Raw genomic sequence first — 12,923 nt, 5'->3', positions numbered from 1 at the left:
TAATTTGCGATTTTGTTCTGTAGGTATCGGAACGAATTATATAGAAGCTTTTTGAAAAGCAATGAAGCTACAAATTGGTCCCGATAGTCCCGCTTTTCACTTCTAGTCCGCACTCGTTACACTCGCTTGCGGGCTTTATGCTTCAATCGGGTTTAGATGACAAAAACCTATGCTACTAGCTAACTTTGACAAGCCTCAAGCAAATAGAATAGAGGTTTGTCAAAGCTGAATTTCAGATTAAGACTTCTGCTTTGGGATTTGCAATACCGAAGCTAAATTGCTGAATCTTGATTCATATTGTCAATTGGATTGAAAATCCTACGATAAGTAGAAAACACATGTGTTGTCATGAAGTAAAATGGATCCTGAAGTATCGGGACAGGTTGGCGGAAGTTACGATAATAGAAGCACATATATTGCGCTTCAAAAATTACCTAGGAAAGGTAAAGCTCGCTCCCAACGCCAACGCCTGACTTCGCTGTACTTTCAAGTCCATGTCTTTGTCGTATAAAATTACGCCTGTTAACGATACATTTAAGAAACGATTCAGCTTAGAGGTAATTACAACATCTAAACGATGGTCTGTTTCCCCAAAATCTTCATAAGGGATAAACATATTATATTTAGCTTTCAGAATCGTGTTCTTCATAATTTCCTTTTCAAGGTTACTTACAATTTGAAAAGCTAGGTCATTCCTCATTCTTTTGCCAATATCAACACCGAAATTTTTGGCATTAGTTCTGTAAATAGTGGTATCTAATACAAAGGTTTGACGGGCGGTACCCGTACCAATACGAGTAGAGAAAACTTTACTCGGTTTATACTCAAAACCTAAAGATTCGGTTAGGTAGCCCGGCGACATAAATTTGGAAAGTATTTTTGCCACCTCATTACCGTTTGCGTCTTTTGAATAAGAAAAACCTTTATCAAACTGGGATTCGAAACTAACCGAGGCAAAGAAGTACCAATTTTTAGATAATTGGAATGCTGCTTTGTTATCCCAGTAAATACGGTCATTTGTTTTCTTTTGTAGCTGATCTTTGTTTTTAACTTTTCCGTATTGTAAAATCACCTCACTGGTGTAACTGTAGCTTTCTTTACTATATTCTGCTTTGTGGTTTAGCAGTGCTCCAATTGCGATGGAGTTTACACCACCACCTTTCCAGTTATCACTAAATGAAGCTTGGTTGGCATTAATTCCTACAGTTGCTTTGGTTTTCCAATAATTAATTTTTGCCTGCACCAAGGCTGGTTTTAAATCTACTGGCTGGAAAGTAATTACGCCAGTTCTAGAAGGAAGTGGATTCCGTTTCAACTTGATTTCCATATCCTTTACAGAAATAGGAACGGTATCTATTTCTTGCGCAGAAAGAGAGAAGCAAATGGCTAAAAATGTAAAGGATGTGAGTAATAAACGCTTCATTTTCTACAAAATAACGTAAAAGTTCATGAAATATTGATAGACAAACAAGGTTTGCGCTGCAAAAATAGCAAAACTAGACTTTTATCCCCTAAAAGCAGCGAATGTTTTTCTAATCTTATTATAATTTAAGTTGCCTTCGTTAGCATAAGCTTCTTTCTCAAAAATGATGTTCAAATACGCTTGATGATGGGATTTGAAACGAAAAAGATTTATCAAATAATTGGCAAGATAGATAAGGTAAAAAGGGATAATGAGCAATTCAATTTGTTGTTGGTGGTGTATCTTTTCGTGATTAACCAAAATCTTATCGTTTTTATAGGCCTTTCTTTTAATGAGGATAAACGGGTAAATGGCCATTGCTGCTACTGGTAGTTTGGGAACAACAATAAACAAAGCCATTAATGTTCGTTTATGGATAGCTTTGGTAATGTAGGCAAGCGAAACATAGCCGGATTACGCTTGTAAGAAGCATAGCTGTTTTTTACGAACTGGATAAAGGCATATTCGGAAGCGCTCAAAACAAATTGGTAAGTTGGCCTATATTGGGTCATAAAATCTTGAACGTTTTCTGGCTTAATGTCAATCAAACCCATGACGTAATCTTGGCGGTAACGGTAATCGATTACCTGTTCTTTGTAGTCTTTTTCTAAGATTTTCTGTAAGTGGCGGGCATTTTTCCCATCTCTACTTAAGAGGTTGTAAATGGCGTCAATTCCTAAGCCAACACCTCTTTGTCCTAAGTTGAGCAGGTCTTTACTACTACCTTGGTCAAGTTTCTGCTTATACTCCTCCAATTTAGATTTGTAAAGCTCTTGCGGTGTTTTAGCTTTTCCATAAATGTTTACTTCCTTCAATCTAATTCCCAAAGAACGTAGTTGAAAAACGATGGCACTTTGTCCGCGATAAACCACCGTATCCATCGCATGGCCACTTAAAGCTGCAAAAAGTGTATCACCTAATTTAACGGGAGCCGCAAATTCGCCTTTGGTATTGTTATAAAAACCTTCATCAATAGACGAATTATAGATATACACCTTGGCCAAACGTAGTTTTGTATCTCTATCAACCACGAAACCAGAAACCGCTTTTTGTTGTGCAAATGCGGTTACAGTACTTAAAAATAATATAAAGGAAAGTAGAATTCTCATTAATTAAGCAAAGCTACAATTTATAAAAATTGGGCTATTTATCTTAACATTATTTAACTACCAATAGTTTTTGCCCAATTTTAATGTTATTATCCATTAATTGGTTCAGCATTTTTAGGTCGTCTACAGAAATTTTATAAGTCTGACTAATCCTAAATAAAGTTTCACCTTGAGTAACGATGTGATATTTGCCGTTTTCTAAACTTGCTGGTGGGTCTTTTGGCGCTACGGTTACAGGTGTGTATAATTTCTTCTCGTTAGGAATGTTGGCATTGATTTCCTTAAATACTTTGTCTTCTCGAGCCAGCTTTTCGCGTTCACTTTCTGTTTGGTCGTATTGGTAAAGTTTGTATTTATCAATCAGATTGATTAATAAATCTGGATATTTTGGATTAGTAGCATAGCCAGCATTTTTTAACCCAATTGCCCAATTGCGATAATCGTTTTTATCTAGTTCAAAAAGTCCAGCGTAGCGTTTGCGTTTTAAAAACTCAGAATGGTCTTTGTAAGATTCTCTCGGATCTTTGTAAACACGGAAACAATCGTTTCGGTTATCGTCGTCTTTGTAATAGGCTTTGCCTTTCCAGTCTGAAGTACATTTAATGCCAAAATGGTTGTTGGCGTATTTAGCTAAATCGCTGGCACCGCTTCCCGATTCTAAAATGCCCTGTGCCAAGGTAATACTTGCCGGAATACCATATTTGTTCATCTCTTCGATAGCAATGGCTTTAAAAGCATCTATATAAGATAAAGTTGTATAAGAAATAGGATTGGGATTGTCCTTTTTAGCATTTTTTTCAATTTGCTTATTGTTTTTGCTGTACTGTTTGGTTTTACATGCACTTGCAAATACAACTAAGAAAGCTAAAAAAAGGAGGTTTCTATTTTTACTCATTACGGCATTAAAGTTTAAGTTTCTGTCCTGGTTTTAAAGCACTTGATTTAAGTCCATTTTTGCTCATCAATGCTTTTACTGTTGTTTTATTTCTTTTGGCAATGCTCCCTAAATTATCACCTTTTCTTACAGTGTATGTTCTTCTACTTTTCTTTTTAGCATGATAAACAGGCTTTGGCTCTACTGGTTCCAGATAGTCTTCAGGTCTATTATCATACTGGTAAAGCTCATATTTTTTTATCAGCGCAATTACCTGTGATGCCCAAGTTCTGCTGCGGGCGTACCCACCACGCTGTATACCTCTTGCCCAAGCTTTAAAATCGTATTGGTCGTGCTTATCAAAAAGGGTATTAAAATGATTTCGGCTTTTTAGAAAAGTGATAAAATGTACGTAAGAAGAATCTACCGTTGGGAAATCTCTGTAAGCAGAGCGGATTTCGGTATTGGAGTTTTTGCCCTTGAAACCAAAATGATTGTTAAGGTAACGGGCAATCTTGCTTTTTCCAGCGGCAGACTCGTGTATGGCTACACCCAAGATGATACTAGCAGGAATGTGATGTTCCTCGGCTAAGTCTTGTGCTATATCTGCATATTCTTCGATGTATTCTGCGGTACTTTGTGCCGATGCAAAAAACACATTGATTAGGAGAATGACGAGAAGTAGAGTTTTTTTCATTGTTAATTGCTGGTTAACTGGTTAATCGGTTAACTGTTGACTAAAAACTGTCAACTGATTACTTCTTTCTGATGACGAACAAGCCATCTCTAACGGGTAAAATCAACTTTTCTACCCTAGTATCTTCATTTATTTTATCGTTAAAAGAACTGATATTTTTAGTGTCTTTATCTTGTGCGTTGTTTACAATTTTGCCGCTCCAAAGTACGTTGTCTACAATAATTAAACCGCCAGGGCGCACTTGCTCAAAAATCAAATCGTAATAAGTACCATTGTTTTTTTTATCGGCATCGATGAAAACCAAATCAAAAGTTTCGGTAATACTTTTTAAGCTTTCTTGTGCATCGCCGATGGTGTACTTGATTTTGGAGTTGAAAACAGATTTGGCAAAGTTTTCACGAACCATATCTTCCAATTCTGCATTGATATCTAAGGTGTAAATGAAACCGTCTTCGGTTAAGCCTTCTGCTAAGCATAAGGTGGCATAACCGGTAAAAGTACCTACTTCTAATATCCTTTTTGGAGAAATCATTTTACTTAACATACTTAACACACGACCTTGATAGTGGCCGCTAAGCATGCGTGGCAACAAAACTTTAAGGTTGGTCTGCCTGTCAATATGTTGCAACAATTGATCTTCGGGCTCGCAATATTTTATTAATAATTGTTGTAGTTCGTCGCTTACCATTGTGCTTATAAACGGGTTTGTTCCATAAAATATTGCAAAATTATTGTGGCTGATATCGTATCTACTCTTTCTTTGTCTCTTCTGTCCGTCTTTTTTAAGCCACTTTGCATAATAGTTGCATGTGCCATTTTAGAGGTAAAACGCTCGTCAACCCAATGCTGCGGAATGTGAGGAAAGTTTTTTTTTAAAATAGTAGAAAACCCTTTTACATGCTGGTAGCTTTCAGATGGTGTACCATCCATTTGTTTCGGTTCGCCTAAAACGAAAGCTTCAACTTGCTCGGACATTAAGTATTTTTTGATGAATGCGACTACATCTTTCGGGTGTATGGTGTCTAATCCCGTCGCTATAATTTGCAAAGGATCGGTAATGGCAATTCCAATTCTTTTGGTGCCATAATCGAAAGCCATGATACGTGCCATGTCGGCAAATATAGGATTTTTAAAATTGAAGGATTTCGATTGGTGGTTTGTAGGCTCATGTGAGATATTATTTCTACAAATGAGACGATAAAACCTCAAACTACAGATTTTACAGGATGTTTAATGTGTTCATTAGCAGTAGCTTGTTTTTTGGATTTTAATTTGTCTTGCGACAGCAAACATCTTTAATATGAAAATTAATTTTACAAAAAAAACAATGCTGCTTTTAATAGGCGGCTTATTCTTTTTATCAAGTAGTTTTGCGCAAACGCAGCAAAAGGTATTAAAAGCTAGCGCCTTAGATACTGGTAAAAATCTAATCAAATTAAATTTGCCATCACTTGCGATGAAGACAGTAAACGTTCAATATGAGCGTGCCATTTATGGTAAAACAAGTGTAGGTTTAGGCATTAGGTTTATGCCAAAAGGCTCTTTGCCTTTTGGATCGGCATTAGAAAGTATTGACGACCAATTAGGCAGTTTAGAAATGGGTAACTTCGCAATTACACCAGAGATTAAGTTCTACATGGGTAAAGGAGTCTTTAAAGGATTTTACATCGCTCCATTTTTAAAATATGCTAATTACAATGTTTCTATCGACTATGAATATGGTTCTGATGCAGAGAAAATTCCTTTGAGTGGCAAGTTAAATACTTACACGGCAGGTGTTTTGTTTGGCGCACAATGGCGTGTAGCAAACAAGTTTTATTTAGATTGGTCAATTTTTGGTCCTCAGTATGGTATTTCTAGAGGTAACTTGAAAGGATCTAAAACATTAACGGCTCAAGAACAAAAAGATTTAAAACAAGAGCTGGATGAAATTGATTTGCCAGTTGGAAACATTTCGAGTACAGTAAATGCTAGCGGCGCCACTATAGATTTGAAAGGTCCTTGGGCTGGCATTAGAGCTAATATTGGAATTGGGTATCGTTTTTAGTTAAATTAATTAACTGATTTGGGGAGCCGTTCATTTTTATGGGCGGCTTTTTTTGTGCACTTTATTTTTAACGATGAGTTTGGAATGCCGTAAATATTTGAAATGGTTTTTGTTAGCTAAACTCGATTGAAGTGGATGTCGATCTTATCGGCAGTAACGGAAAGCGAGGCTGCCGAAAATAGTAGTATGGAAACTACTTTTCCAAAGCAAAAAAAATATTTTTGTAGCATGATGCAACGTTTTGAAAATCACGTTGTCTTTTGATTAGAACGCTTTAGAGAATGTTACAGATTTGGAAACAGTTTACATAGACAAGCATGCAGATTTAGTTAACGAGTGTCGCAATGGCAGTCGCAAAGCACAATTTGAAATATACAAGTTGTATGCTACGGCTATGTACAACGTGGCATTGCGAATAGTGAATGATGATGCAGAGGCCGAAGATGTTTTACAGGAGGCCTTTTTGGATGCTTTTAATCGCATTGCGGATTTTAGGCAGGAAACAACTTTTGGTTTGTGGTTAAAACAAATCGTAATTAACAGGTCTATCAATTATCTGCGTAAGCGGAAAATGGAGATGGTAAGTGTAGATGGGGTAGAAATAGCGGAAGAGCTGGAAACAGATTTTGAAGAAACACATTTAAAGGTAGAAGCCATAAAAAGTGCGATGGCCGAACTACCAGATGGATATAGAGTGGTGCTGAGTTTATACCTTTTTGAAGGGTACGACCACGAAGAAATCGCACATATTTTAAAAATAACAGAAAACACATCGCGTACACAGTATATGCGGGCAAAAAGAAAGTTGAATAGTTTATTAGTAACGAAAGGAGTAGCAAGATGAGCAATAAATTAGAGGGGTTTGTAAGAGACAACAAAAGAGAATTTGAGGTAAAAGTTCCGTCAGATGCACTTTGGAGCAAAATAGAAGCAGAGCTAGATAAAAAAAAACCAGTTAAAAAAACCTTTGGAATGTACCAATGGATGAGTATTGCTGCGATGCTATTACTTACGGTTGGCGTTTATTTCGGGTATCAGTATCAAAAAACAAATGCTGAGATTTTAGTGGCGGATATTAACCCGGGAATGGGTAAAAAGGAAGTAAGGTTCACCAGTCTGATAGAAGAAAAAAGAGATAGTCTGCAAATTTTAGCAGCTACCGATCCAGCGCTTTATAAGCAATTTATTACCGATATGGGCAAACTGGATAACGATTATCAAGAATTAAAGAGGCAATTACAAACAAGCCCAAATAAGAGTTTAGTGGGCAAAGCGATGATGAAAAATCTGGAAATACAATTACAGATGATTAGTCAGCAGCTATATATTATCAATCAAGTCAATCAATATAAAAAAGAGGAGAACTCTATTTAATAACTTATTTCTTCGACGTCGGTTATAATGGGATTAAAACAGGTTTTTCTACCAAATCAAGTTTTAAAATGAAAAAAATCATATTTAGCATATCGGCCCTAATTGGGGTTTTTATGCAAGCAAGTGCACAAGTGGGCGGATTGCCGCCTGCACCACCAACTCCGGCAATGCCTGCGGTGGAAGCTTATAGTAACAGTACAAATAGCAACACTAACGTAACTACCCGTACTAAAACTACTAAAAACGGAAAAACAGAAGTTGTATCTGAAAGTTACACCACTTCTAATCTACAACAAGGTCAATATGACGATCCGCAGAGAACTAAATCTTTCTCCAAGTCATATGGTTTAGGTAGGGGCGAGAAAGTAAATGTCTCTAACATTTACGGAAATCTTATCATTAAAACCTGGGATAAGAACGAAGTTAAAGTAGATGCTGACATTAGAGCATTTGCAAATTCTGAAGATGAAGCCCAAAAGCTAATCGACAACGTTTCTATCACAAGCTCAAAAAACGGTGATGAAGCCGTGTTCAAAACACAAATGGAAGACAGAAATGGCAATTGGGGTAATGGAAGCAGAAATGGTAAAAGATGGCGTAGAGAAGTGAAGATCTTTATGACAGTTTATCTGCCTTCGAGTGCTGCGCTAACGGCTTCTCAACAATATGGAAACTTAGAGGTGCCAGATTTTGCAGGAGCAACGGCATTAAAAGTTCAATATGGAAAGTTGATTACTGGCGACTTAAGCAATTCAAACAACTTTATTTCGGCACAATATACTAGCGTAGACCTACAAAATGTTAACAAAGCAACCATCAAACAGCAATACGGTAGTGGTTTAACAATTGCCTCTATTGGAGATTTGAACCTTAATGCACAATATGCAACAGTTCGCATTGGCGATATCAAAAGAAGTGCAAGCATTAGACAACAATATGGCAGTGGATTAACTATCGCGTCGGTAGGTGGCAACTTAGATTTAGATGCGCAATATGCTTCGGTAAAAGTAGGAGCTATCAAAGGCGATGCTGGGATCAAAATACAATATGGCAGCGGTTTAAACATAGAACAAGTTGACAATTTGAGCCTAACCGCTCAGTATGCAGCAGTTAGGGTTGGAAGACTGACCGGAAATATGACTGCAAAAGCTCAATACGGCAGCAGATTTGCTGTTGAGAAAGTAGAAGCTAGCAGTAAAATCGTGAACATAGATACGGAGTATTTGGGAGTAACCTTAGGTTTTGCTGCTAACTATGGAGGTAGCTTAAACGTTGATACGCAGTACGGAAGCCTTAAAGCTGGAGAAGGTATCAACGCTAGAAGAGTGGGAGATGACGATGATGATAGAGGTAGCAGCTCTAGAAGAGATTACGCTGGTACGATAGGCAAAGGTGGCGCATCTAATGTAAAAGTGAGCGTAAGGTATAGCTCTGCTACTTTTAGAGTTAATTAAAGTTTATTACGCTAATGGTATCTTTTTATAGCAACACCCCGCCCGTTGGGCACCCCTCTAAAAGAGGGGAAAAAATGCAGTCATTCCCCTCTTTTAGAGGGGTGGTCGAAGACAGGGGTGTTTAAAAAACCATAAAAAAACGGGATGCTCAATACAGCATCCCGTTTTTTATTGTTAAATTTTTGCTGGTTCAGCGACCTTTTCTAAAGTATTATAAACCTGATATAATGCTCTAGGAATGTGGAAACAACCTTTCCATTTACCGCCTTTAGCAGGAATGGAAACATCGCCTCTGCGGTTTAAATAGCCGTACCATTCGCCACCGTTTTCTGCATCTCTAAAGCTTTTCCAAGTATAATTGTGCAGTCTTTCGAACCATGCCACGCACTTTTCATTCTGCGTAATGGCATAACCTTTTGCCATCGTTACCAAAGCTTCTACGTGTACCCACCAAAGTTTTTGGTCCCATTCTAATTGTTGTACTGGATGTCCTTTAATATCTTTGAAGTACAAGATTCCTTCATATTTATCATCCCAACCAAATTCTAAAGCTGTAAATGCAATTTCTAGCGCTTTATCTATTAAGGCTTGGTCGTTTTTCCTCACTGCTAAGTCCATGATAAACCACATTGCTTCGATAATATGACCTGGGTTAACTACTCTGCCTTCGTACGAGTCAGAAAAACTTCCGTCTTGGTGTACGTTTTCCAAAATCAAACCCGATTGTGGCTGATAGAACACAGACATCACTTCGTGCAAAACCTCGTCAATTAAACCATCTACGGTAGATTTATCTAGCAAGTGCTCCAATTCTAAAGAAAGGTTGCACAAAATCATTGGTAACGAGAAGTTCTTTAAATCTCTGGTGCCAGGAAATCCTTTGCTGTATTTACCTTTTGGATTGTTTCTTCTTTCTAAAATTCTGTTGAAAGTCTTTAAAGCAATGTCCGCATCTTCGTTGCTATTATTGATTTTACAAAGTGCACCGAAGCCCATCGTAGCAAAGCAATCAGAGAAAATATTGTAAGGTTGTACGAGCGGTTTTCCTCGTTTGGTGAAAGAAAAATACCAATCGCCATTGGCATCTCTACCGTGTTTTCTCATGAAAGATGCACCCAATTCGGCAATATCTTTCCACTCTTGCTTGGCTTCTACTTTATCAAAAAGCATCGAATACGTCCAAATTTGGCGACCTTGTAACCAAGCAAACTTATCGGTATCGTAAACATTTCCTTTGGCATCTAAACAGGTAAAATATCCTCCTGCATCTTTATCTAAAGAGTTTTTGCTCCAAAACGGAACAATCTCGTTTAGCAATTCGTTCTTGTATATATCTATGTACTTGTTCATCTTATAAAGTCTTTGCGTATTCTTGGTATCTATTATAAAGGTGTTGCGCTTGTAGATAAGCCGATTGTGGGCTCATAAAGTGAGAGAATTCAAAAGTGATGGCTTTATCATAACCAGCTTTACGGGCAGCTTCCAGTTTTAATCTCAATTTTTCGAACTTGATGGGAAGAAACTTGATCGGCATATCGCGGTCGAAACTTTCGGCGTTTGTCCAGCATTGTAAACCGAATTTGTCTGCCATTTTCTTGTTCACTTCAAAGAAATCTTGCAGTTCGTGGTAATCTACGTGGCCATCCTGAAAAGCAACGGCATCTATAGAACCTTTCAAGCCAGCGAAAATCTCCGACCATTCATCCTCGTGCTCTTTTAACGATACCGCATTTTCTTTGGTCAACGTTGCTTCTGCGGCCATTACCGCTTTTTTACCGTCGATCCATGGAGAGATGAAAGTTGGTAAACCGTTACTTACGCCTTTGCACTGCAAACCCAACGTGTTGAAAGCTTCGGTTGCGCCTTTGGTGCGGCGACTGATTTCCATACTCAAATACCAGCCACCGAAACTTTTGTGGTGTCCGTATCTGGCCCAAACCTCGTCGATAACGTAGCGATTGGCATCTATTTCGTGCTGTAAATTTCCTGTATCCCAGTAATGACCGCTATCGTACAAACCAAAATAGAATTTCATATCGTGTTCATCCGCCAGTTCTAAATACAGCTCAACCAAATCAATAGGTGGTTCGTAGCAGCCAAATTTGTTTTTTAGGTAAACCGATGGATAGGTAATAAACCTGCGGTACCCACTTCTAATGAGAATCACTGTATCAATTCCCATTGCTTTCATATGGGCGAAATCCTTCGCCCATTCTTCTCTTCCCCAGTTTTGGTGTGGGATATCGTGAGAAATTTCATCAATAAAAGTTCCCGTTATTCTCATTCTTTTCTTCTTAATTATGTTGAAAGGTTTTTTGACGAACCTTTACAAGTATTTTTTATCCTTCAAATATTTTACCCAGTCGATGTAGGCTGCGGCTTTCAAATGCACACCATCCATTGTAAACTCTTGTTTCAATACACCTTTATCGTCTTGAAATAACGGACAGATATCGATGTAAGTCACGCCTTCCTCTTCGGCCAATGCCTTAATTTTTTTATTGAGTGCTGGAACCAAAACATTGCGGTCTTTGGTGTAAGCCTCTTTGGTCATACTTTCGTTAATGGGTAGGCAGCTTTCTACGTAAATCTTAGTTTTTGGCGATTGCTGTTTAATCTTCCTGATGATACGCTTGTAGTTGTACACACTTACATCGTGGGGCAGCTTGCGGAACTGGTCGTTAATGCCATCCATAAGGTAAATGGCTTTAGGTTTTGCAGCTACGATTTCGTCCATCCTTGCTAAAATGCCGAAGGAGTTATCGCCACCAATACCTCTGTTTACTACTGGATATTTGCTATCTGCCAATAATTCTTGCCACTCCGCTCTTTCGGTAATGCTGTTTCCTAAAAAGATAATGGCGTTTTTAGGAATAGGTGTTTTGGCAAAATACTCCATGCGTTGTTGGTAGTACCAATTGGCATAATTGCTGTCAATTTTTACAGTTTGCGCTTGGGCAGTGCCGAAAAGTGCGGTGGCTATGATAAGTCCTGCCGTCATTGTTAGCAGAAAACGCTTGTTGCAATTTTTCCTTTGGTAAGTACGTACTGGCTCTATCCTACCCCTTAAATCCCCCTCCAAAGGGGGACACGATGAGCTTAAGCATTTTGTATATCCCCCTCTTCGAGGGGGCAGGGGGAGGGAAAAAACTTTTTCCAATAGCTGTGCCTCGCAATGACGCCTTGATTTTTGTTCCTGCGAACTATGAAGTGAATTCTGTTCCATTTTAAATAACCTTTAATCTTTTTAATTCATCAGCCCAATACACATAAGAAGCATGACGCAAGTGCAAACCGTCTAAGCTCAATTCCTTTTTTAAACTCCCTTTTTCATCAGCTAATGCTGGATGTAGGTTGATGTAAAACACCCCCATATCTTTACAAAGTTCTTCCAGCTTCTGGTTCAAATCGTTGATTTTACTGTTTTTTACCTGAGCGTAAGTTGCTGGCAACATGTCTTCGTTAACAGGCAGCAAGCTTTGCATATACAGTTTAGTCTTTGGCGACTGTGTTTTCACCATTACGATCATGCGTTTGAAATTGGCTAAAATCACATGATTCGGAGTGCCGCGTTTCATGTCGTTAACACCGCTTAATAAAAAGATTTTCGAAGGTTTTGATGTTAGGACTTCATCTAAACGAGCCAAAATGCCGTAAGTTACATCTCCACTAATCCCTCTGTTAATGATGTTTTTCTTGTGAATAAGTTCTTGCCATTTCCCGCCTTCGGTTAAACTATTTCCCACAAAAGCAATTTCGCCTTTGCGGTTAGGCATCTTCCTAAAAAAATCCAATCGTTGCGTATAGTGACTGTTTAAATAGCCACTATCTATCGCAACGGTTTCTTGCGCATTCAGTGAATGGGCAGCAACGACTAAGCAAAATGTATATAATAATTTCTTCATG

Annotated in this window: 15 protein-coding genes; 4 read left to right on the top strand and 11 right to left on the bottom strand. The window is 38.1% G+C overall.

Features of this window, described 5'->3' with window-relative positions:
• Window positions 1–430: 430 nt before the first annotated feature.
• From CRO54_RS17745 to ruvX, 7 genes are all read right to left on the bottom strand, one after another.
• A complete protein-coding gene (locus CRO54_RS17745; RefSeq protein WP_097133420.1) occupies window positions 431–1,423 on the bottom strand; it encodes a DUF3078 domain-containing protein in 993 nt (330 codons plus the stop codon).
• 81 nt (window positions 1,424–1,504) lie between these two features.
• The gene (locus CRO54_RS17740; protein WP_097133419.1) at window positions 1,505–1,822 is read right to left on the bottom strand and encodes a hypothetical protein; all 318 of its coding nucleotides are present in this window, start codon (window positions 1,820–1,822) and stop codon (window positions 1,505–1,507) included.
• Window positions 1,822–2,571: a hypothetical protein gene (locus CRO54_RS17735; protein ID WP_097133418.1), complete on the bottom strand. Its 750-nt coding sequence runs from the start codon at window positions 2,569–2,571 to the stop codon at window positions 1,822–1,824. The genes CRO54_RS17740 and CRO54_RS17735 overlap by 1 nt, the downstream gene beginning before the upstream one ends.
• Window positions 2,572–2,620: 49 nt before the next feature.
• On the bottom strand, window positions 2,621–3,466 hold the full coding sequence (locus CRO54_RS17730; RefSeq protein WP_097133417.1) for a glucosaminidase domain-containing protein: 846 nt from the start codon (window positions 3,464–3,466) through the stop codon (window positions 2,621–2,623).
• A 7-nt stretch (window positions 3,467–3,473) separates the two neighbouring features.
• On the bottom strand, window positions 3,474–4,142 hold the full coding sequence (locus tag CRO54_RS17725) for a glucosaminidase domain and LysM peptidoglycan-binding domain-containing protein (protein ID WP_097133416.1): 669 nt from the start codon (window positions 4,140–4,142) through the stop codon (window positions 3,474–3,476).
• Window positions 4,143–4,200: 58 nt separating this feature from the next.
• Window positions 4,201–4,830, bottom strand: coding sequence for an O-methyltransferase (locus CRO54_RS17720; RefSeq protein ID WP_097133415.1), 630 nt, complete (start codon window positions 4,828–4,830; stop codon window positions 4,201–4,203).
• A 5-nt stretch (window positions 4,831–4,835) separates the two neighbouring features.
• Complete coding sequence (ruvX, locus tag CRO54_RS17715) at window positions 4,836–5,252, bottom strand: Holliday junction resolvase RuvX (RefSeq protein ID WP_097133414.1); 417 nt, start codon at window positions 5,250–5,252, stop codon at window positions 4,836–4,838.
• A gap of 217 nt (window positions 5,253–5,469) precedes the next feature.
• On the opposite strand from ruvX, the gene CRO54_RS17710 reads away from it, so the two are divergent.
• From CRO54_RS17710 to CRO54_RS17695, 4 genes are all read left to right on the top strand, one after another.
• The gene (locus CRO54_RS17710) at window positions 5,470–6,189 is read left to right on the top strand and encodes a DUF3575 domain-containing protein (protein WP_171047945.1); all 720 of its coding nucleotides are present in this window, start codon (window positions 5,470–5,472) and stop codon (window positions 6,187–6,189) included.
• A gap of 292 nt (window positions 6,190–6,481) precedes the next feature.
• Window positions 6,482–7,033, top strand: a complete 552-nt coding sequence (locus tag CRO54_RS17705; protein ID WP_097133412.1) for an RNA polymerase sigma factor — start codon at window positions 6,482–6,484, stop codon at window positions 7,031–7,033.
• Window positions 7,030–7,563, top strand: coding sequence for a hypothetical protein (locus CRO54_RS17700; protein WP_097133411.1), 534 nt, complete (start codon window positions 7,030–7,032; stop codon window positions 7,561–7,563). The genes CRO54_RS17705 and CRO54_RS17700 overlap by 4 nt, the downstream gene beginning before the upstream one ends.
• 68 nt (window positions 7,564–7,631) lie before the next feature.
• A complete protein-coding gene (locus CRO54_RS17695) occupies window positions 7,632–9,017 on the top strand; it encodes a hypothetical protein (protein ID WP_097133410.1) in 1,386 nt (461 codons plus the stop codon).
• 174 nt (window positions 9,018–9,191) lie between these two features.
• On the opposite strand, the gene CRO54_RS17690 is transcribed toward CRO54_RS17695, so the two are convergent.
• The 4 genes from CRO54_RS17690 to CRO54_RS17675 all read right to left on the bottom strand — a co-directional run bounded on the left by CRO54_RS17690 (window position 9,192) and on the right by CRO54_RS17675 (window position 12,922).
• Complete coding sequence (locus tag CRO54_RS17690; protein ID WP_097133409.1) at window positions 9,192–10,367, bottom strand: n-acyl-d-glucosamine 2-epimerase; 1,176 nt, start codon at window positions 10,365–10,367, stop codon at window positions 9,192–9,194.
• Window position 10,368: 1 nt separating this feature from the next.
• Window positions 10,369–11,301, bottom strand: coding sequence for a DUF4434 domain-containing protein (locus CRO54_RS17685; RefSeq protein WP_097133408.1), 933 nt, complete (start codon window positions 11,299–11,301; stop codon window positions 10,369–10,371).
• 42 nt (window positions 11,302–11,343) lie between these two features.
• On the bottom strand, window positions 11,344–12,018 hold the full coding sequence (locus CRO54_RS17680) for a GDSL-type esterase/lipase family protein (RefSeq protein ID WP_097133407.1): 675 nt from the start codon (window positions 12,016–12,018) through the stop codon (window positions 11,344–11,346).
• 226 nt (window positions 12,019–12,244) lie between these two features.
• Window positions 12,245–12,922, bottom strand: coding sequence for a GDSL-type esterase/lipase family protein (locus CRO54_RS17675; protein ID WP_097133406.1), 678 nt, complete (start codon window positions 12,920–12,922; stop codon window positions 12,245–12,247).
• Between the last annotated feature and the right edge of the window lies 1 nt (window position 12,923).

Source organism: Pedobacter xixiisoli (genome assembly GCF_900215335.1).
Lineage (GTDB): Bacteria > Bacteroidota > Bacteroidia > Sphingobacteriales > Sphingobacteriaceae > Pedobacter > Pedobacter xixiisoli.
This window is presented reverse-complemented; position numbering and strand designations above follow the sequence as displayed.